Annotated in this window: 18 protein-coding genes and 1 pseudogene; 11 read left to right on the top strand and 8 right to left on the bottom strand. The window is 69.6% G+C overall.

Going from position 1 to position 19,066, the window contains the following annotated elements; translation table 11 throughout:
• The 4 genes from DY245_RS25770 to DY245_RS25755 form a co-directional block, all read left to right on the top strand.
• Nucleotides 1-1,259: aldehyde dehydrogenase family protein (locus DY245_RS25770; protein WP_147318374.1), on the top strand; the 1,259-nt coding region annotated here is incomplete at its 5' end.
• A 47-nt stretch (nt 1,260-1,306) separates the two neighbouring features.
• Complete coding sequence (locus DY245_RS25765) at nt 1,307-1,993, top strand: GntR family transcriptional regulator (protein ID WP_128509607.1); 687 nt, start codon at nt 1,307-1,309, stop codon at nt 1,991-1,993.
• Nucleotides 1,994-2,171: 178 nt separating this feature from the next.
• Entirely contained in the window at nt 2,172-3,437 is a 1,266-nt protein-coding gene (locus DY245_RS25760) for an alpha/beta fold hydrolase (RefSeq protein WP_128509606.1), read from the top strand.
• A 63-nt stretch (nt 3,438-3,500) separates the two neighbouring features.
• A complete protein-coding gene (locus DY245_RS25755) occupies nt 3,501-4,694 on the top strand; it encodes a M6 family metalloprotease domain-containing protein (protein WP_128509605.1) in 1,194 nt (397 codons plus the stop codon).
• 77 nt (nt 4,695-4,771) lie between these two features.
• On the opposite strand, the gene DY245_RS25750 is transcribed toward DY245_RS25755, so the two are convergent.
• Complete coding sequence (locus tag DY245_RS25750) at nt 4,772-5,206, bottom strand: SMI1/KNR4 family protein (protein ID WP_128509604.1); 435 nt, start codon at nt 5,204-5,206, stop codon at nt 4,772-4,774.
• Nucleotides 5,207-5,303: 97 nt separating this feature from the next.
• On the opposite strand from DY245_RS25750, the gene DY245_RS25745 reads away from it, so the two are divergent.
• Both DY245_RS25745 and DY245_RS25740 read left to right on the top strand, forming a co-directional pair.
• Entirely contained in the window at nt 5,304-5,648 is a 345-nt protein-coding gene (locus tag DY245_RS25745) for a hypothetical protein (RefSeq protein WP_181923865.1), read from the top strand.
• Complete coding sequence (locus DY245_RS25740) at nt 5,645-6,421, top strand: ABC transporter permease subunit (protein ID WP_128509603.1); 777 nt, start codon at nt 5,645-5,647, stop codon at nt 6,419-6,421. The genes DY245_RS25745 and DY245_RS25740 overlap by 4 nt, the downstream gene beginning before the upstream one ends.
• A 520-nt stretch (nt 6,422-6,941) precedes the next feature.
• Here the strand turns inward: DY245_RS25740 and DY245_RS25735 are convergent.
• Nucleotides 6,942-7,991: a glycoside hydrolase family 113 protein gene (locus tag DY245_RS25735; protein WP_128509602.1), complete on the bottom strand. Its 1,050-nt coding sequence runs from the start codon at nt 7,989-7,991 to the stop codon at nt 6,942-6,944.
• A 66-nt stretch (nt 7,992-8,057) separates the two neighbouring features.
• Between DY245_RS25735 and DY245_RS25730 the strand changes: the two genes are divergently transcribed.
• From DY245_RS25730 to DY245_RS44665, 3 genes are all read left to right on the top strand, one after another.
• Entirely contained in the window at nt 8,058-8,666 is a 609-nt protein-coding gene (locus tag DY245_RS25730) for a TetR/AcrR family transcriptional regulator (protein ID WP_244943260.1), read from the top strand.
• 507 nt (nt 8,667-9,173) lie between these two features.
• Nucleotides 9,174-9,440, top strand: a complete 267-nt coding sequence (locus tag DY245_RS25725) for a hypothetical protein (protein ID WP_128509601.1) — start codon at nt 9,174-9,176, stop codon at nt 9,438-9,440.
• 174 nt (nt 9,441-9,614) lie between these two features.
• A complete protein-coding gene (locus DY245_RS44665) occupies nt 9,615-10,085 on the top strand; it encodes an ArsR/SmtB family transcription factor (RefSeq protein WP_220377944.1) in 471 nt (156 codons plus the stop codon).
• Nucleotides 10,086-10,649: 564 nt separating this feature from the next.
• Here DY245_RS44665 and DY245_RS25710 read toward each other — a convergent pair.
• Both DY245_RS25710 and DY245_RS25705 read right to left on the bottom strand, forming a co-directional pair.
• Nucleotides 10,650-11,873 (bottom strand): GDSL-type esterase/lipase family protein, encoded by a 1,224-nt coding sequence (locus DY245_RS25710; protein ID WP_128509599.1) that lies wholly within the window; start codon nt 11,871-11,873, stop codon nt 10,650-10,652.
• A gap of 722 nt (nt 11,874-12,595) precedes the next feature.
• On the bottom strand, nt 12,596-13,177 hold the full coding sequence (locus tag DY245_RS25705) for a TetR/AcrR family transcriptional regulator (RefSeq protein WP_128509598.1): 582 nt from the start codon (nt 13,175-13,177) through the stop codon (nt 12,596-12,598).
• 112 nt (nt 13,178-13,289) lie between these two features.
• Between DY245_RS25705 and DY245_RS25700 the strand changes: the two genes are divergently transcribed.
• Nucleotides 13,290-13,667, top strand: a complete 378-nt coding sequence (locus DY245_RS25700) for a DUF4267 domain-containing protein (RefSeq protein WP_128509597.1) — start codon at nt 13,290-13,292, stop codon at nt 13,665-13,667.
• A 246-nt stretch (nt 13,668-13,913) separates the two neighbouring features.
• Here DY245_RS25700 and DY245_RS46760 read toward each other — a convergent pair.
• Both DY245_RS46760 and DY245_RS25690 read right to left on the bottom strand, forming a co-directional pair.
• Nucleotides 13,914-14,036, bottom strand: a pseudogene (locus DY245_RS46760) (IS630 family transposase); the annotation flags it as partial.
• 461 nt (nt 14,037-14,497) lie between these two features.
• Nucleotides 14,498-14,770: a helix-turn-helix domain-containing protein gene (locus DY245_RS25690; protein ID WP_220377943.1), complete on the bottom strand. Its 273-nt coding sequence runs from the start codon at nt 14,768-14,770 to the stop codon at nt 14,498-14,500.
• Nucleotides 14,771-15,112: 342 nt separating this feature from the next.
• Here DY245_RS25690 and DY245_RS25685 point away from each other — a divergent pair, with 342 nt between their 5' ends.
• Nucleotides 15,113-15,610 (top strand): hypothetical protein, encoded by a 498-nt coding sequence (locus tag DY245_RS25685; protein ID WP_128509596.1) that lies wholly within the window; start codon nt 15,113-15,115, stop codon nt 15,608-15,610.
• Nucleotides 15,611-15,759: 149 nt separating this feature from the next.
• Here DY245_RS25685 and DY245_RS25680 read toward each other — a convergent pair whose 3' ends face one another.
• Nucleotides 15,760-17,883 (bottom strand): serine/threonine-protein kinase, encoded by a 2,124-nt coding sequence (locus tag DY245_RS25680; RefSeq protein WP_128509595.1) that lies wholly within the window; start codon nt 17,881-17,883, stop codon nt 15,760-15,762.
• A gap of 29 nt (nt 17,884-17,912) precedes the next feature.
• A partial coding sequence (locus DY245_RS25675) for an outer membrane protein assembly factor BamB family protein (RefSeq protein WP_147318373.1) occupies nt 17,913-19,066 on the bottom strand: 1,154 nt, incomplete at its 5' end.

The raw sequence follows: 19,066 nt of genomic DNA, 5'->3' as shown, positions 1-19,066 counted from the left end.
AGCCCGGCTGGCTGACCGGCGGTGCTGCCGCCCGGTCGGCCGCCCTGGGCGCGGTCGCCGCCGCCATCGAGGCCGCCGCGGACGAACTGGCCGCCCTCGCTGTCCGCGAGGTCGGCAAGCCGCTCGCCGAGGCGCGCGCCGAGGTCGCCAGGACCGTCGCGATCTGGCGGTACTACGCCCAGGCCCCCTACGAACCCAGCGGCGCCGTCCACGAACCCGCCGTCGGCCCGGGCCTGCTGCTGACCCGCCGCCGTCCGCATGGTGTCGCCGGACTCATCACCCCCTGGAACTTCCCGTTCGCCATTCCGAGTTGGAAGGCCGCCCCGGCGCTCGCCGCGGGCAACACGGTGGTTCTCAAACCCGCTCCCGAGGCGACGGCCTGCGCCAGGCGCCTCGCCTCGCTCGTCGAGCAGGCCCTGCCGGCCGACGTGTTCACCGTGCTGCCCGGCGGAGCGACCGAGGGCAACGCACTCGTCTCCGCCGCCGATGTCGTCTCCTTCACCGGCTCGACGACCGTCGGCCAGGCGGTCGCGCGTGCCACCACGGCCCGGGGCATCCCGGTCCAGGCCGAGATGGGTGGCCTGAACGCGGCCATCGTCCTCCCGGACGCGGACATCGGGCAGGCCGCGGCCCACATCGCCGCCTCGATCGCCGGATTCGCGGGCCAGAAGTGCACCGCCACCAGTCGCGTGATCGCGGTCGGCGCGGCGCTCGACCCCCTGCGTGAGGCGCTCTCGGAAGCCCTGCGGGCGGTGACGGTCGGCGACCCGGCCGACCCGTCCACCGTGTGCGGACCCCTCATCAACGAGCACGCTCGCGATCAGGTCAGTGCTGCTTGGGACGGGCTCTCGGTACTCGCGGGCGGAACCGTCCCCGGCCTTCCCGGCTGGTACGCGGCCCCGACCCTGGTCGAGAAGGTGTCCCCGGGCCACCGGCTGCTGCGCGAGGAGGTCTTCGGCCCGATCGCGGCACTGCTGCCCGCCGACGACCTGGCCCACGCGGTCCGGATCACCAACTCGGTCCCGTACGGCCTGGTCACCTCGGTCCACTCCACCGGACTGGACACGGTCCTGCACGGGCTCGACCAGCTCGACACCGGAATGATCAGGGTCAATGCGCCGTCCACCGGCGTCGACTTCCATCTGCCGTTCGGCGGCGCCAAGGCATCCAGCCACGGACCGCGGGAACAGGGCCGCGCCGCCCTGGAGTTCTACACTTCCAGCCGCACGTACACCCTGTCACCTGCACAAACAATGTGACATTGTATGCTGGGTGATCCGCTCGGCATGAAGGGATCACCACCGTTATGGGGCACCTGAAGCACCGCGATCTCAACGCCACCCGGGAGCGGCTGCGCGACCAGGTCGCCCACGCCCTGCGGGCCGCCCTGATCTCCGGTGAGCTGCGCCCGGGTGAGGTGTACTCGGCCCCGGTCCTTGCCGAGGACTTCGGGATCTCCGCCACGCCCGTGCGCGAGGCGATGCTCGACCTGGCCCGCGAGGGCTTGGTCGAGCCCGTCCGCAACAAGGGCTTCCGCGTCACCGAGGTCAACGAGCGCGACCTCGACCAGTACACCGAGATCCGCGCGCTCATCGAGATCCCCATGGTCGGCCGGATCACCCGGTCCGCCGGCCGTGCGGAGCTGGAGGCGCTGCGGCCGGTCGCCGAGGAAATCGTGCGAGCCGCGCGCGAGCACGATCTCATCGGCTACCTGGAGGCGGACCGGCAGTTCCATCTCTCGCTCCTCGCCCTCTCCGGCAACGAGAGGCTCGTCGAAACCGTCGGCGACCTGCGCAAACGCTCGCGCCTGTACGGGCTCAACGCCCTGGACGAGCGGGGCGAGCTGATCCCGTCGGCGGAGGAGCACCTGGAACTTCTCGATCTGATGCTGGCGGGCGACGCGAAGGGTGCGGAGAAGTGCATGGCCAAGCACCTGGGACATGTCCGCTCGCTCTGGGCCAAGAGCGAGGCCGCGGCGAAATCCGCCCGGTAGCGGCCCGTTCGAGGCGGGCCGCAGCCCACTGAGGCGGGCCGCAGCCCAGAGGCGGGACAGGCCCTCCATAACGTGGAGTTATGCGGACGTGAGGGCTCCCCGCCGGCAACCGGCCACACCATGCTGACCGTGCAATGTCACACTTCATGCTATGGCTCTTGAGCTGTGAAAGGGATCCATGAACCCCGCTTACGCGACCGTCGACCACACCTTCACCGTTCCTCTGGACCACTCCGCCCCCAACGGGCCGGACATCCAGATATTCGCCCGGGAGGTCGTCGACCCGGCCCGTGCGGGCGAGCGGCTGCCCTGGCTGCTCTTTCTGCAAGGCGGCCCGGGCGGCAAATCGCCCCGCCCGTCAGCCGGTTCGCCCGGCTGGCTGGCCCAGGCGCTCAAGACCCACCGGGTGCTGCTGCTCGACCAGCGCGGCACCGGCCGTTCCACACCGGTCACCGCCCGAGTCGCCTCCGGTTTCGGTTCCGCCGACCAACTCGCCACGTATCTCGGCCACTTCCGCGCCGATTCGATCGTCGCCGACGCCGAACTGATCCGCCGTCAACTGTGCGAGGGCGAACCCTGGGAAACCCTCGGTCAGAGCTACGGCGGCTTCATCACCCTCACCTATCTCTCCCAGGCGCCCGAGGGCCTCAAAGCCTGCTACGTGACGGGTGGTCTGCCCGGCCTCACCGCCACCGCCGACGACGTCTACGCCCGCACCTACCCGCGGGTGCGGGACCGGGTCCTCGACTTCTACGCCCGCTACCCGGACGACGCCTCCCGCCTCAGCACGATCGCCGAACTCCTCGCGACCACAGAGGTCCGGCTGCCCGACGGGGACCGGCTCACCATCCGCCGTCTGCGCACCCTCGGCCTCGCCCTCGGCATGGGCGACGGCTTCGAGCGACTCCACTGGCTGCTCGATGAATCCCTGGACGCCGACGGCGAGTTGACCGACACCTTCCTCTACCAGGTGATGAACCTGACCGGCTTCACCGACAATCCGCTGTTCGTCGTGATGCAGGAGACGCTCTACGGGCAGGGCGCCGGCCCGACCGGCTGGGCGGCCTCCCGGGCACTCGCCGGCTTCTCCGAATTCACCGAGGAGGCGGACCCCCTCCTCTTCACCGGAGAGATGATCTACCCCTGGATGTTCCGCGAGATCAAGGGCCTGCGGCCCTTCGCGGACGCCGCCGACCTGCTGGCCGAACGCGCCGACTGGCCGCCGCTGTACGACCCCCATCGCCTCGTCGCCAACCAGGTCCCCCTCGCTGCGATCGTCTACCACGACGACATGTACGTCGACGCCGGACTCTCCCTGGGTACCGCGCGCGAGGTCGGCGCCACCCGTGTCTGGGTCACCAATGAGTGGGAGCACGACGGGGGCAACGCCTCCGGCGGCCGTGTCCTGGCCCGCCTGATGGACCTGGCCGCAGGCCGCGCGTAACCCAGTCGTCCGTCCCTTCCCTCCACTTCCTCCCCTCTTTCCGCTGCCCCCGTTGGGAGAGCCATGTCCGCCCTGCCGACCCGACTGCGGCCCCTCGCCGCGGTATTCGCCCTCGCCTCCTGCCTCGCGACCCCGGCTACGGCGGGTGCGGAGGCCAAGCCCAACTCGCCTGCCCCTGCCCCTGCCGCTGATTGCGCTCTCCCCGGCAAGACCGGCTGGACCGACGAAGGCCACAACACCGACGCGGCCCAGTTCCAGCCCTCCAGCGGCAACCACCGCGTCCTGACCCTGTTCGTGGACTTCCCCGACGCACAGGCCACGGACTCCACGGACGCGTACGCCACCCAACTCGCCCCGGCCGCCGACTGGATGAGCAGAGCCAGCTACGGCCGCTCCCGGCTCGCCATCAGCTCATTGCACCGCTGGATCCGGATGCCCGCGGACTCCACCTCGTACGGGTTCGCGCGCGGCCTCACCTTCGAGGCCCACGAGAAGTACGTACGCGACGCGATCACCGCCGCCGACCCCTACGCGGACCTTTCCCGGTACGACATGGTCTACGTCGTCCCCACGAAGGCGGCGGCCGCGATCTCCTTCTCCCCGACCTACCTCTACGACCCGACCACGCCCGGAGTCACCGCCGACGGCACCCGCATCAAATGGGCGGTCACCTTCGGGCAGGACATGTGGCGCTGGGGATACAAGGTCGCCGCCCACGAGACCGGTCACACCTTCGGCCTCCCGGACCTGTACTCCTTCACCGGCGCCACCCACCAGTACGCCGGCGGCTGGGACGTCATGGGCAACATCGCAGGACCCGCCCCGCAGTACCTGGGCTGGCACTCGTGGAAGCTCGGCTGGACCCGTGACAACCAGGTCGCCTGCCTGCCCGGGCCCGGACGCCGCACCGTAAAGCTGACCCCGGTGGAGCGCCCCGGCGGGACCAAGATCGCCGTACTGCGCACCGGTGAGACCACGGCGTACATCGCCGAATCCCGCCGCGCCGAGGGCAACGACCAAGGCGCCTGCTCCACCGGCGTCCTCATCTACAAGGTCGATTCCGCCGCCCAGACCGGCGAGGGACCGGTCAGGATCATGAACGCCAACCCGGCCGCCACCCCGCCCACAGGCTGCACCCAGCTGGACCTGGCCGCATACAAGCCTGGCCAGACCTTCACCGATCCGGACACCGGAGCCCGGATCGATGTCCTCGCGGGCGGCGGCGCCGGGGACGTGGTGCGGCTCAGCAAGACCTGACCGCCGGCCGCGCAGCTGGGCCGAGTAGGCCGGCGACAGCTGGGCAGGAGGCCCTGCCCTGGGGCCGGTGGCCGAGTTCAGGCGCGCGCCGTCCGGCGGCGCTGTTGCTCGCGCCAGTTGACGAAGGACACCTCCTCCGGCAGGGCCACGCTGATCGTCTCCTCCTGAAACGTGGCATCGCCGAGGAGCCTCTGGAGGAACTCGGCCATACCGAAGGGGCGCACCTGGAACGCCGGACTGGTGTGCCGCCCGCACACGAGCACCGGCCACCGGTCCGGGTCGTCGTCCATGGTCAGCCGGCAGTAGATGTCGGCACCCGTGCTGACACCCCACGCCACGATGGACCCGGGGTCCACGTCGAAGTCGGCCTCGTCTTTGCACATCTCCCAGGTGAGACGGGCGTTCTCCGTCTCGTCCCGCAGGCCCGACCCGTCCGTGTACGTGTCGGACTGCGGTACCGGCAGCAGAACCACGATCTCCCCGCTGACCAACCCCGCCCCGTCCACCTGCATAAAGCGGACGTAATCCGAGGGGAACCGGGTTTGCCGGATCTCCTCGACCTCGCTTCAGCCCATCCGTTCGCCCACCCCGTACGTCGTCGGCACCGCCGTGCTGCTTGCCGCCGCAGCGGTCCTCGCCCTCGCCCTCGGCGCCCTGTTCCGCCGCAGCGCCGCGGCCGTCGTCACCGCCATGGTGGTGATCGTCCTCCCCTACGGCCTGGCGACCACTTCGGTGCTGCCCGTGGGCGTGGCGCAGTGGCTGCTGCGGCTCACGCCGGCCGCCGGATTCGCGATCCAGCAGAGCATCCCGGAGTACCCGCACGTAATGAACAACTACGCGCCATCGGCGGGCTATTACCCACTGGCGCCATGGGCCGGCCTCGCCGTGCTCTGCGGATTTGCCGCGCTCGCCCTCGGCCTGGCCGTCCTGCGGATGCGCCGGAGCGACGCATGAGGCAGGAACTGCACGCGGAATGGACGAAACTGCGCACCATGGCAGGCACCGCCTGGCTGCTGCTCGCCGTCATCGCGCTGACCGTGGCCCTGAGCGCCGCCGCAGCCGCCGCCGTGACCTGCTCGTCAGCAGGCTGCGACCAGGACGCCACCAAGCTCAGCCTCACCGGGATCCAGCTGGGCCAGGCGGTCGTCGCCATGATGGCAGTGCTGACGGTCAGCGGCGAGTACAGCTCGGGCATGATCCGCACCACCCTCACAGCAATGCCGCGCCGGGCCACCGTCCTGGCCGCCAAGGCCGCCGTCCTCACCGGCATGACGCTGGCTGCGGGGACCATCGCCGTACTCGCGTCCGTACTGGCCGGGCGGCTCATCCTGCCCGGCAACGGCTTCACCCCTGTGCACGGCTATCCGCTCCTGTCCCTGGCCGACGCACCGACGCTGCGCGCGTCCGTCGGTTCGGTCCTCTACCTCGCGCTGATCGCCTTGCTCGGCCTCGGCGTTGCCGTCGCCGTACGGGACTCCGCAACAGCCATCGGGGGTGTACTCGGCGTGCTCTACCTCTGCCCGCTCATGATCCACCTCATCTCCGACCCGGACACGCAGCGACTCCTCTTCCAGATTTCGCCCATGAACGCCGGTCTCGCCATCCAGGCCACCACCCATCTCTCCCATCTGCCCCTCAGCCCATGGGCAGGACTCGGCGTGCTCGCCGCATGGGCCGCCACGGCGCTCCTGGGCGGCGGACTGCTGCTACGGCTGCGCGATGCGTAGCACCGCCTTCCCGGCAACCCCCGGCCGGGCGCACGCGAGCACCCGCCCCGGCGGCGCCGGAGAGCGCACTGTGGGCCCGTACGCCCTGCGGGGACGGGGATCACCCGTCCCCGCAGTTACGGGTGATCCCGTGGCCGGCAAGGGCATAACCTCGCCGCCACCCCGAGAGCGTCGAGCCTCTGCGGCCAACGCCGGCATTGCCTCCGGCGCCGCAATCGGCGGCTGGGCGGTGGCGGCGTACGGTCTCGACCACGTGCCGCTGGCCGCCGTGGTGGTCCCCGCCGTCGCACTCCCCGCGACGTGGGCCACCCGCTCGCCGCGGGTGCCACGACTCCGCACCCCCCGCGGCGGACACGCCGCCCAATGGGCCGTCGCAGGCCCGTACTTGAGCCACGCCATCAGGGAAGAGCGTACGCATCCCCTACGGCCAAGGACCGGTCACGCATACGGGTAGGGCCGGTCACGCAGACGGGCAAGGGCCGGGCACCCAGCTGTTCTGGCCGCGCACGAGGGCTGACGGCTACCGCGGGCTTGTGTCGGCGGTGGGTTGCCGCCCGAGGCCCCCGTAGTAGGCCGCGAGCGCGTGGAACGCCTCCTTGGGTTCCCAGGGCATGCCGGGATAGGCGCGCGCGGGGGTGGGGGAGCCGTCCCCGTCGAGGAGCTTGACGATGCCGTACGACGCCAAGTCCAGGTCCGGGCCGGGGGTGGCTCGGTGGGGAGTGCTGTAGCCGGCGAAGCTGAACCAGAACACCGTGTCGACGCCTTCCTCCTCGAATACGGGCATGAGGTCGTGCAGATAGCGGACCTGTTCGCCTTCGTCGCGCACCAGATCTGCCTTGAGGGTGACACCGTCCGGCTCCATGGCCAGGTACCAGCCCGCGCCGCCGAAGTCGCCTGCCCCCTGGTAGGTGCAGCAGCCGACCTCCATGATCGCGACCGGCTTGCCATGGACGAGGTCCGTGCGGAGGTCGTCGCGGTATGTGGCGGCGTTCCGCAGGCCGCGGTAGGCGTCGAGGCCGACGATGTCGAACGGACTCCAGTCGACGCCGTCCAGAGGGTTGGACGCATAGCTGATCGGGCCGCCGAAGACCGGCCGGACAGTGCGGACGACCTCGTCGAGGAATGCGTTGACCCGGTCGGGGATGCCCTTGAGCGCAGCCTCGCGCCCCGGGCCCGCGAGCACCGGGATGCGGGCGGAGAAGGTATCACCGGGAAGGTATCCAGCGGCGAACAGGCTCAGTTCGCAGCCGGTGACGAGGACGACGTCAGCGCCGTCGCGCCGCAACTGTTCGGCCTGCTCGGCGCAGTGGGCGAAGTACGGCAGCATCTGCTGGTTCGTCATCTCGCAGGGGAACGGCGAGTACCAGACCTCCAGTCCGGCGGCCGCGGCATGTATCGCCGCCGTGGTGAGCCGGTCGGGGTCACCGCCGGTGATGCGTACCGCCGAGCAGTGCAGGTCCTCCGCGATGATCCGCATCTCCTGCTCAACGACGCGGGGGTCGAAGGACGGACGGGAGCTCTGGCCATTCGGTGATGTGCCGGTGTCGTAGTGGATGCCTTTGCCGCGCATGCCAACCAACCCTCTCCAATAAGAGTCAACGCGTATCTTACGCGCTCGGCAGTTAAGATACACGGTGTGTCCAAAGAACCCGCGCGCAAGCGCCGAAGAGGCGCTGAGCTGGAAGCCGCGCTGCTCCAGGCCACTTGGGACGAACTGTTCGCCGTTGGCTACGCACAGCTGACGTACGAGGCCGTGGCCGCACGCGCCGGCACCAGCCGCGCGGTGCTCTATCGCCGGTGGTCGAACCGGCGGGATCTGGTCCTGGCCGCGTTGCGCCACAAGGCGCCACCGCTGGCGGCCGAGCCCCCCGACACCGGAGAGTTGCGTGGCGACGTGCTGGCATTGCTACGCCTCGTCGTCAAGCGGATGGGGGAACTCGCCCCGATCCTGCAGGTGCTCGCCGAGGAGCAGAGCCACGACACGGAGCTCTCCGCATACCTCGCGTCCCGGAACCGTGGCGCGGGGTACGAATGGATGCGTACGGTCCTGGACCGGGCAGCTCGACGCGGGGAGATCGACCCGGCGGCTCCGCTCCCCGACCGGCTGGTCACGCTTCCGGTGGTACTGGTCGTCAACGAGCTCATGATGGCTCGCCACACCCCCTCCGACGCTGATCTGGAGGAAGTGGTGGACCTGCTGTTCCTGCCGCTGGTCATGCATCACCAGAGGCGGCAGCCCAACTGAGCTGTGTCGCCCGCCACTTGATCGTGGGGCGCGCCTCGGGCTGGAGCGCCCGTCGGCCGAAGACAAGGTGGTCCGCGGGGGAACGTGGGCGATCGGCTGAGGGTTCAGCGTCGCGGCCCCCGCCTCAGCGCGCTCGTCGAGCGTCGCCGTACAAGCATCGCGCGCCGTCTTCGGCCACGAGGGCTCTGGATGTGCCGCCCAATTACGTGCGCATCGACGGCAAGTGCCTCGGCGAGTCCGTCGTCGCAGTCGGAATCCATTCCTCCACCGAGGACCGTGAGCTGCCAGGCGGCGCTGCCACCGTGTCTCAATGGACTCCGGGTCCGCCGATACCTCGGAAGTGGATCACGGAATGATGGGGTTCGAGCGCAGACGAGGGGGCAGCGCTTCTCAGGGGCAGGCATGATCAACATCGCTACGCACGCGGACACGTTGGCGGCAATGCGATTCGCCGTATCACCGTTGATGCAGGCCGGAGCGGTCCTGTAGCCCCATCGCCCTCAATCCGTGAGCAACGTGAGCGTGAACAGAAAGCAGGTCGACGCCGCGCTACAGGAACGATATCTGCATCTTCTGTCCGCACTGCGCAGTGAGATCCGCGGTTATGCACCGGACTTTATGACCCCCGGGGCGTCCGCAAACCTCCCACCGGATCTCGACGCGGAATTGCACAAGGTCGCCACGACGCCTTCTTCGGTGGTCGCCCGGCAGATGAACCGAATGTTCCAGCCCTCACCCATGCAAGGGAAGGCATCGGAACTGGCATCGTTCTGACAGCAAACTATCGCGCCCCTGTGGCCTTCCATCGTCGCCAGTGCAGAAGCCGACGTCGACCACCGGGCACGCATCATCGCCCGCAGCGGTCTGCACACCGCACTGAACTCCCTGCACTGGCAGATCACTTATCGCTGCTGCGCTCTGCACCTGGAGAGCGAACAGCAGATCGGGGTGGCGGGAAGCACGGACATCACACTCTTTCCTTCGGCGCTGGCGCACAGTTGGCTCGTCAGCGTGGATCCCTGGCAGGAACGCGGCATCTACCTCATCTATCCGACCCGCCGCCCTAACGGACCGGACCGTTCGGCCAGGGGGACCGACCCGCTGCTGGGGAGTGTCATCGGGCACTCCCGGTCCGCCCTGCTGGCCGACCTCGATGTGCCCCGTACCACCACGCAACTCGCCGACCGTCAACACCTCGGCTCGTCGACCGTCTCCTACCACCTCACCCACCTTCTCCGTGCAGGGCTGGTCACACGGGTACGAGAAGGAAGCCGGGTGTATTACCAGCGCACAGCGAACGCCGATCGGCTCTGCGTACGGTCGACGCGCGATGACGGTGCGAGAGGGCTGCGCCGCGACAGGCCGGTCCGTCCTGCTCCGAGGCCGGCGGCGTACCACGAGGGAGTCGTATCGGCCTAAGGAAGCGCCCTGTGCCTGTGCCCCTTCCTGGCGGTGGCGGTGGGGCAAGCGAGGCGTTTGGCCGCTCCCGTGGTGGGCTGACCACGAAGCTGCACCTGGCGGCGGATGGTGAAGTGCCCCCGCCGTCGCTGGTCGTCACGCCGGGGGAGCGGGCGGACTGCACTCGGTTCGAGGCGGTTATGGACAAGATCCGAGCCCCCCGGCAGGGGCAGGGCAGGCCCCGCCGCAGGCCCGACAGCGTGGGTGCCGACAAGGCGTTCCGCGTCGGAGAACCCGCTCCTACCTGCGCAAGCGCGGTATCCGGCACGTGATTGCGGAGAAGAAGACGGACCAGGCGGCAGGCCGCCGGTGCAGGGGCTCGCGCGGTGGGCGGCCTCCCGGCTTCGACAAGACCGGTAGAAGCAGCGCAACACCGGCGAACCAGGCGATCAACAAGCCGAAGTAGTTCTGAGCCGCGGCCACCAGCTACGACAAGCGCGGATACGTCTGCCTCGGCACCGTCACCACCGCAGCGCTCCTCGTCTGGCTCTGATCATGACCGGAGCCAGACGAGGAGCGGGCGTCTCAGGCACGCTCGGCGGCGAACGGTCCGTCGATGCCGAAGGCCAGGGCGGCGAAGCGTTCGCCGAGGCGGCGGTGTGTGGCGGCGTCCGGATGGACCTGGTCGGGCAGCGGCAGCTCGGCGAAGTCCGTCTGGCCGTAGAGGTCGCGGCCGTCGAGGTAGTGCAGGTCCGCATCGTCGGCCGCCCGCTGTTTCACGATGCGGGCGAGTTCGTCCCGGATGACGTTGAGCGTCAGCTTCCCGTCGGCCCGTTCTGCGGGGTCGCCCGCGGCCTTGAACTGGAGCCTTCCCTCGCCGAGGTTGCTGAAGTCCGGGGCGGTGGGGCCGGGGGTGTCCTCGTGGATGGGGCACAGGATGGGCGAGACGACCAGCAGCGGCGTGGTGGGATGCCCCTCACGGATGGTGTCGAGGAAGCCGTGGACCGCCGGAGTGAAGGCACGCAGACGCATCAGGTCGGTGTTGACCAGGTTGAGGCCGATCTTGACGCTGATCAGGTCCGCGGGGGTGTCGCGCAGGGCGCGGGCGGTGAACGGATCGAGCAGGGCGCTGCCGCCCAGACCGAGGTTGATCAGCTCCACGCCGCCGAGGGAGGCGGCCAGCGCCGGCCAGGTCGTGGTGGGGCTTGCGGCATTGGAGCCGTGGCTGATCGAACTGCCGTGGTGCAGCCACACCTTGCGGCCCCCGTCCGGCACGGCCTCGACGGGGGCGTCGGTGCGCAGGGCGACCAGCTGGGTGATCTCGTTGTGCGGCAGCCAGATCTCGACGTCCTTCACACGGTCGGGAAGACCAGGGAACCGAACGGTGCCGACCGGGCCGGGCCGGGTTTCCGCGGACCCGGTGGTCATGTCCATCATCAGGACGTTGCCGCCGGTCACACTGGCCTGCCCGGCCAGGTGGCCGTCGACGAGCAGGTCGTACACGCCGTCCGGACGGGGCGGGGCGCCCTGGTAGGCCATCTTGGTGCGGAGTGTGTCCAACTCGACGGCGGTGGCCCGGGTACGGAACACCAGCCGTACGCCGGAGGGCTGGGCCTCCGCCATGGCCAGCTGCCCGTCGGCGCACTGCGCGCGGGCCCGGGCGGGCAGTCGGTGCGGCAGCACCCCGTGCTCGGTGCGCTCCAAGTCGAGCGCGCCGCGCAGAAGGTCCCCAGTGAAGGGCGTGGCGGTCCAGTCCGTCGCCCGGGGCGTGGTGGAGGAGCCAGGGACGGGGGCGCGCTGAGACTTCATGACCTCAGCCTGTCAATCGGAAACCTGATCCGCACATGAATTTCCGGCCCACCACCCTCGTAGTCGTGGTCGAGGCCGACAGTCGCCGACCGCCAGGCGATCAGCGGGTTCAGCGGGGTCATCCAATGGCTCGCTACCGACTGCCACTTGTGCAAGCCGCCGCATACCTGACGGCGGCGGTCGGCCGCACATGTTCGCGGACCTCGGAGGCTGATGGTCGCCAACTGCGGCCCGACAGTGTCGGCCACGGGGCAGCAAGTCTGGCTGCGAACGCCGGACAACGTGATCGAGGGGGCCACGAAGAGCCCAATGCGGCCGCGCCGGGGGCGTACATCCCGACCGCGGTGGACTCTCCAGAGCGCTGAGCAGCACTGTCTGTTACGAAAATCTGCCGAGGAGCGTCAGATCGTTCCGCTGGAAATGAGAGCCTCAACTCGCCTGCCTGATTGGCCAAGGGCTGTCCCGTAATCCCTGGTGGATCAGCGCACGGCGTCAGATGCGCTGCACTCGCTGCGCTCGCTCCGTCTCGGCTCTTGCCTTCGTGCCTTGGATGCCGAGCTGCATCGCAAGGCGGAGGGACGTCCGGATACTGGGCGTATCCGGATGTTCCGGCAACGCGGCGAGGTGCCGTAGCTGTCGTCGTGCGCCCGCCAGGGATTACGGGACAGCCCTTAGCGGCTCGGCTCAGATCCTTGGCCTTTCAATTGCCCGTTGTTGCGTGGTCAGCCCCTTGGGGTGCCGGCGATCTGAGTGACGAGGAAATCGAGCCGTTCCTCCTGGCCGTCCGGGGGGATGCGGCCGCTGTCGGACAGGACAGCCATGCCGTGCAATGCGCTCCAGGTGAATTCGGCGAACAGTTCGCGTCGGTCGTTGTCCGGGCGGAAGCAGCTGACGAACTCGTCGAAAGCGGCCCGTAGCGGGGGTGGTGTCTGGGCGCTCGCGAACTTCAGGTCGGTGGGCAGGACGAACATGGCCTGGTACAGGGCAGGCCGCTCGGTCGCGAACTCCAGATAGGCGCGGCAGACGGCGCGCAGGGTCTGCCCCGGCTCGGGGGCGGCCAGCCGCGCGCGGCGCAGGTGGGCGGCGAGTTCGCTGAAGCCGTCGATGGCGACGGCGCTCACGATGGCGTCCTTGCCGTTGAAGTGGCTGTACAGCACCGGCTGGCTGTACTCGACGCGTTCAGCCAGCCGTCGCGTCGTCACCGCCTCCCAGCCTTCGGCCTCCGCGAGTTCGCGCGCGGCTGTGATGATCAGCTGATGACGGTGGGCGCGTTCACGTTCACGGCGCTCGGTGATGGCGGACATGGCGACATCCTAGCAACGCTAGACATCCTGTCGAGGCAAGGTCTATCGTCGCTGTAACTACTAGCGCCGCTAGGAATCACTGCGGGGCTGCCACCGAGAGGGGAAGCAACCCATGCTCACCAACGTCGCCAACGTGCTCGCCGGACTGATCGGCGCAGGCATCATCTTCGTCGGCGCGCGCGCCTTTTGGGCACCGCAGGCCGCGGTGGGCTTTGGCATCCCCGGCACGCGGACCGAGGACCGGAACTTCCAGGCCTGGCTGTCCGTCAAGGCCGTGCGCGACATAGCCTCGGGGCTCTTCATCTTCATCCTGCTGGCTGGAGCGACACCCCACTTGTTGGGCTGGTTCATGCTGGCCGCCACCGGTATACCCGTCGGCGACGCGCTGATCGTGCTGCGCAACAACGGGCCCAGGGCGGCCGTCTACGGCATCCACGGGACCACCGCCGTGGTGATGCTGGCGATCAGCGTGCTCCTGCTCGTCGCGTAACCGCTTGTCACGCCGCTTGGGCCGGGTGTTGCGTCCACTGACGGATGGGTGAGTCTTGGGCGAAGTCGGTCTTCGGTTCGGCGCGGGCGTTGCGCCAGCGGACGTAGGCCGCGATCGCGGCGTTCTGCTCCTCGTGGGTGCGGTGATCGGTGCCGTTGAGGGCGAAGTGGCGGAGGGCCGCGAACTCCGCTCGATCCAGTTCAGCCAGGATCCGTAGGTGGGCAGGAAGACCAGCTCAACGTCGTTGTCAGCGGCCCAGCTGCGGACCTCGGCATGCTTGTGCGGGCAGAAGTTGTCCAGGACGACGCGCAGCTTCTCTCCGGGCCGGCGCGAGCGCAGGGACTTGAGCAGGCCGAGAACTCTCGCCACCGCTTACGCTTCCGAATCCTGTAGTAGATCTTGCCGGTGGCCAGGTCAAGGGCGGCGAGCATGTGCATCATGCGGCCGTATCGGTTGTAGGTGGCCCGCAGCCGGCGGGGCTTGCCGACTGGCCGCCAGGCCCTGCCCTTGCGCGGCTGGAGGTTGAGAGGGCCGAACTCGTCGACGCATATCACCCGGCCGTCGGCCGGCGGGGTGTCGTACAGCGCGAGGATCCGGTGCATCTTGGCGATGAGGTCCGGATCGGTAGCGGCCTTCCACGTGGTTGTGGTCTGCCAGGAGATCTTGCCGGAGCGCAGGATGCGGCGCAGCGTCTCCCGGCTGATTTTCGGCACCACGTGCCGTTGGACGAGGTGGTCGGCGAGCTTGGACAAGCTCCAGGTGGCAAAGCCGTCAGGCCCCAGTCGGCGGGGGACGCCCGGGCGATCAGGCAGATGTGCTCGCGTACCCGCTCACCGATCGTCCTGGGGGCGTCCCCCGCTCCATTTTGGGTCAAGTGCGTCGAACCCCCGCTCGTTGAAGGCGTGGATGACATCGCGGACGTAGTCCTCGCCGACCCGCATCAGCGAGGTGATGTCCTTGACTGGCTGGCCCTGGGCGGACATCAGCAGCACGATCGCCCGCCGCAACCTGACCGGGTCCTTCGCGGTCCGGCTGATCCGCTGCAGGCGGCGGCCCTCCTCCATACTGACCGGACGGACGAACACACTCGGCCGACGTCCCACGACCACCTCCAAGATCAGGTCCTGGAGACAGTCTGCTGACCATCAGACGGGACGTCGATTACCCACCCAACGATGCGAGACGAGCCACCAGTTGATGCTGGCCGACAACGCCGCAGGAGCAGGAGTGGCAAGCGTGACTTCGGCGTCGCCACGAACCTGCGGTGGTGCCGGCTGGCACAATGGCCGTTCGTGATCAGGCCCAGGACCGGGGGATTCGTGCGCCGACTGACGTGGAGCACATGGGTAGTGGCAGCTGCCGTCGTTTCCGGATGCGGCAGCGCAAGTACGACACCACCCACGCACACCCAGAACGCGAAACTTCCCCGTGCGGTCCGGTTGGCCATGCCCGAGACGATGGTGGGCGGTCAGTACACACGTGAGCACGACGCAGCCGATCCTGATCAGGGGCTGGCTGAGTTGATGTCCGGTCAGGTGCGCGGGGCCCGGCCGGCCTTTGGGGTGTACCGCCCGGGTGCGGAGAAGGGCGGCCTCCTCGCCGTCACCGGTGTGTACGGCAAGATTCGCGATCCTTCTGCGGCTCTGCGGGAACTCATCAGGCTGCTCGACAGGCGGGACGGCGATCCCGTCATCAACATCGGGCCCAAAACGATCACACCGGCCGGCTCCGATGAACCCCTTCAATGCCGCGTGGTCTCACGGGCCATCCCGGTGACGAACACCCGGTCCTTGGACATGACGTGTACCTGGGCTGACTCTTCAACGGTGACGCATGTGACCCAAGGCCTTCCGCCCAGCACCCACCCCAACCCGAACGAGAGGGACCTGAACGCCTTCGCGGCCAGGGTGAACCAGATCCGCGACGAGGTGCGTGACAGCTAGCCGTTTCGTTCGGATCATCGGGCGGACCAGAGGTGGATACCTGCGATGTGGAGTTCGGCGATGTGGAGTTCGGCCAGGTAGATGGTCGGCGCTTTCTCGTAGCGGGTGGGTGGCGATGCCGTGGGGCCCGTTTTCGCGGGCCCTGGCCGCTACGCCTTGGGTACCGAGAAGCAGAAGAGTTTGCCGGACCAACTGGCGAAGCAGTGGCCGCCGGCAAGGGACATTGACCAGGAGTCGGATCCGCCGCTGACCGGGAAATGCCAGACCTGCTTGCCGGTGTCGGCCTGGAAGCCGTAGAGGCCCTTCGGTCCTGCGGCGAGGAACAGGCCGCGTACGGCGCCGAGGAACTGGAGCGTGCCGAGGCCGGAGCCTGCCGTCCAGCGGGCCGTTCCGGTTTGGGCGTCGACGGCGTGCAGGACCGAGTCGAGGTAGCAGACGGTCGCGCCGGCCCGGGCGTAGCCCCGGCTTCCCCGGGCGGCGGTCTGTACGCTCCACAGGGTCTTGCCCGTCGACGGGTCGAAGGCCGTGAGCAGCCCGCTGGTCGCGCCTGCGGCGCCGGTGTCCGGATAGCAGAACAGGGTGCCCTGGTTCAGGCTCAAGGACCCTGCGTAGTGCAGGATCTGACTGTTCGTCGGCGGCAGGCTGGTGGGCTTGCGCCAGAGTGTGTCGCCGTCCGAGGGCTTGAGGGCGAGCAGGTTCATATCGCCGTCGATGGCGTAGAGCACCTTGCCCTCGGCCGGCGGGTAGAGGGCGACGAGGTCCTTCGACCACAGGCGGTCGCCGGTGTCCGGAGCGACGAGGGTGTACCCGATGAGAGAGGCGGTCGTCGATGTGTTCGCGGCGCTGCCCCACAGGACCGGTTGGCCGCCCCGGGTGGCGCCGGCGACCGCGATTCCGCCCAGGTCCGGCGACTTCCACCGCACATCGCCGGTTGACGCGTCAAGGCCCTGGAAGCGCCCGTTGTCGCCGAGGGTCACAAGCAGCGAGCCGTTCGCGAACTCCAGGTGCGGCGCGCTGCTCCCGGTCGGGGACGCGTCCCACAGCTCCCTTCCGTCCCGGCTGTCGAACGCGTGGACCTTACCGTCGGTCCGTACGGTGTAGACGCGCTTGTCGTCCGCGATGACGGTGGTGTTCTGGCCGCTCAGGTCCTTCCAGAGGGGTTTGCCGGTGGCCCGGTCGAAGCAGGCCCCGGAGGTCTTCCCGGCGCACAGCAGCGTGGACGGCGTCACCGTACGGAGGGACATACCGGGCTGCGGGAGGTCCCTGGACCAGGAGAGTTCGGGGGTGGCGCTCGCGTCCTGGCCGAGCGAGCGGACCAGCAGCGTGGCCCCGCCGGCGACCGCGGCCGCGCCGAGCACCGCGCCGCCGGCCAGGATCCGGCGCCGGCTGAGCAGGGGAGCCCGCACCTCGTCGTGGAGGCTGCGCTGCGACTCGGCCACCTGAAGCTCGACCGCGCCGAGCCACCCCGCGGTGGTCGCCGGACGCAGCCACTCCTGCAGTTGCGCGACGGGCGGACGCCGGGCCGGGTCCTTTTCGAGGCAGGCGGCGACGATGCCGAGCAGCGCGGGCGGGACGCCGTCCAGCTGCGGTGCCTCGTGGGTGGCGCGGTAGAGCAGTGCGTGTACCGCGCCGGTGCCGAAGGGCGGGGTGCCGGTGGCGGCGAAGGCGAGCACGGCGCCGAGTGCGAACACATCGCTGGCGGAGGTGAGTTCGGCCCCGGTCGACTGCTCGGGCGACATGAAGCCGGGCGACCCGATGATCTGGCCTTCGGCGGTGAGCACGGTTCCGTCGACGGCCCGGCTGATGCCGAAGTCGATGACTCGGGGCCCGTCGAGGGCGAGCAGGATGTTGGACGGCTTGAGGTCGCGGTGGATCAGTCCCGCGCGGTGGATGGCGGCCAGCGCCTCGGCGAGACCCCCGCCGAGCACCCGCAGGGTGGCCTCCGGCATGGGCCCGTGGGCCTCGATGGCGTCGGTGAGCGAGGGGCCGGGGAGGTACGCGGTGGCCAGCCAGGGCTGCGGCCCCTCGGGGTCGGCGTCGACGACGGGGGCGGTGAAGGCGCCGCTGACCGCGCGCGCGGCGTCCACCTCGGCCTTGAAGCGCCGCCGGAAGTCGGGGTCGGCGGCCAGCTCGGGGCGTACGACCTTGACGGCGACGGCGCGGCCGCTGCGCGACGCGGCCAGATGGACGCGGCCCATGCCGCCCGCGCCGAGTTCCCGGATCACCCGGTACGGCCCGATGTGCGTGGCGGCCGTGTCGGCCTGCGTGGTCATGGGGGCGTCCCTCCGGGATGCGTACGTGGTCATGGGGCGTCGCTCCGGAAGGCGTGCAGCGTGGTGTCGGATGCGGCATAGATGGTGGTGCCGGCGGTCTGCACCAACCACGCGTTCTTGTTCTTGGCTTCGGCACCGGAGCCCTGATGCGCCCAGAGCAGCTTGCCGTCCGAGGCGCGCAGGACGATGAAGCCCGAGGTGACGGCGCTGAACAGAGGGAGCGCCACCAGGGACGAGGAGGCGGAGGGGCCCGGGTCGAGTGCGCCTCCGGGGTTGAGGGACAGCGGACTCGCGGTGTGCCACAGCTGCTTGCCGTCACGCGTGTCGAGGGCGAAGACGGTGTCCTGGCCGTCCGCGACGTAGGCCCGCCTGCCGAGGACCGTGGTGGGGCTGAGGTTGGTCGGCTCGTTGACGGCGGTCCACAGTGCACGGCCGTCGGAGGCGCGGAACGCCTGCACCTTGACGCTGGTGACGAGCAGCGCGTTCCCGTCGGTCGCCAGGTCCGGGTAGTCGCCGGGCCTGACGACGTCCCGGACCGTCCAGCGCACCTTGCCGGTCCGCAGGTCCATGCCGTGAACGGTGCTGGCGTCGTGCAGAAAGCAGGTGTGCCCATCGGAGTATGCATGGTGGTCACTGCCGGCCACTTTGCGGGACCACAGCACCTTCCCCGACTCGACGTCCACGGCGCGCACCTTGTACCCCTGGTTGCCGTCACTGCCCACGAGGGCGACCGATCCGGCGACGCAGAAGACGTGGTGGATGTGGTCGGGGGAGTAGGACCCCTCCTCCGGCTCGGTGACCGCGTGGCTGAACTTCAGGGCGCCGTTGGCGTCCAGGCCGAGCAGGTAGCCGCGGTCGCCCCAGGCCGTGGCGTACAGCGTCGATCCCTGGACGCCGAGCCAGTTGGGCTCGCCGGAGACATCGGACGGCACGCGGGGCGAGGCCGTCCACCGTTCCTTTCCGGTCGCGGTGTCGTAACCGACCGCGGTGGTCTGGTCCCAGTGCACGAGGGTGGAGCCGAGGAGCCGCAGTTGTCCGCTCTCCAGGCGCCGCAGCGGGCTCGACCACTGCGGCTTCGGGCCCCCGGCCACCTTGGCGCCGCGCCGGCCCGTGGAGCCTGTGCTGCTGCCGCCGCGGCCCGGGGTGCGGCCGGGCTTCGACCGCCCCCCGGCCAGGGCCGCGG

The organism is Streptomyces inhibens (genome assembly GCF_003389455.1).
Classification (GTDB): domain Bacteria; phylum Actinomycetota; class Actinomycetes; order Streptomycetales; family Streptomycetaceae; genus Streptomyces; species Streptomyces inhibens.
Note: the sequence above shows the minus strand (reverse complement) of the source record. Positions and strands in the feature narration are given on the sequence as shown.

What these genes read in the sequence shown, in the direction of transcription:
- DY245_RS25765 (WP_128509607.1), top strand. Translation starts at nt 1,307, where the DNA reads ATGGGGCACCTGAAGCACCGCGATCTCAACGCCACCCGGGAGCGGCTG.
- DY245_RS25760 (WP_128509606.1), top strand. Translation starts at nt 2,172, where the DNA reads ATGAACCCCGCTTACGCGACCGTCGACCACACCTTCACCGTTCCTCTG.
- DY245_RS25755 (WP_128509605.1), top strand. Translation starts at nt 3,501, where the DNA reads ATGTCCGCCCTGCCGACCCGACTGCGGCCCCTCGCCGCGGTATTCGCC.
- DY245_RS25750 (WP_128509604.1), bottom strand. Translation starts at nt 5,206, where the DNA reads ATGCAGGTGGACGGGGCGGGGTTGGTCAGCGGGGAGATCGTGGTTCTG.
- DY245_RS25740 (WP_128509603.1), top strand. Translation starts at nt 5,645, where the DNA reads ATGAGGCAGGAACTGCACGCGGAATGGACGAAACTGCGCACCATGGCA.
- DY245_RS25735 (WP_128509602.1), bottom strand. Translation starts at nt 7,991, where the DNA reads ATGCGCGGCAAAGGCATCCACTACGACACCGGCACATCACCGAATGGC.
- DY245_RS25710 (WP_128509599.1), bottom strand. Translation starts at nt 11,873, where the DNA reads ATGAAGTCTCAGCGCGCCCCCGTCCCTGGCTCCTCCACCACGCCCCGG.
- DY245_RS25705 (WP_128509598.1), bottom strand. Translation starts at nt 13,177, where the DNA reads ATGTCCGCCATCACCGAGCGCCGTGAACGTGAACGCGCCCACCGTCAT.
- DY245_RS25700 (WP_128509597.1), top strand. Translation starts at nt 13,290, where the DNA reads ATGCTCACCAACGTCGCCAACGTGCTCGCCGGACTGATCGGCGCAGGC.
- DY245_RS25685 (WP_128509596.1), top strand. Translation starts at nt 15,113, where the DNA reads ATGCCCGAGACGATGGTGGGCGGTCAGTACACACGTGAGCACGACGCA.
- DY245_RS25680 (WP_128509595.1), bottom strand. Translation starts at nt 17,883, where the DNA reads ATGACCACGCAGGCCGACACGGCCGCCACGCACATCGGGCCGTACCGG.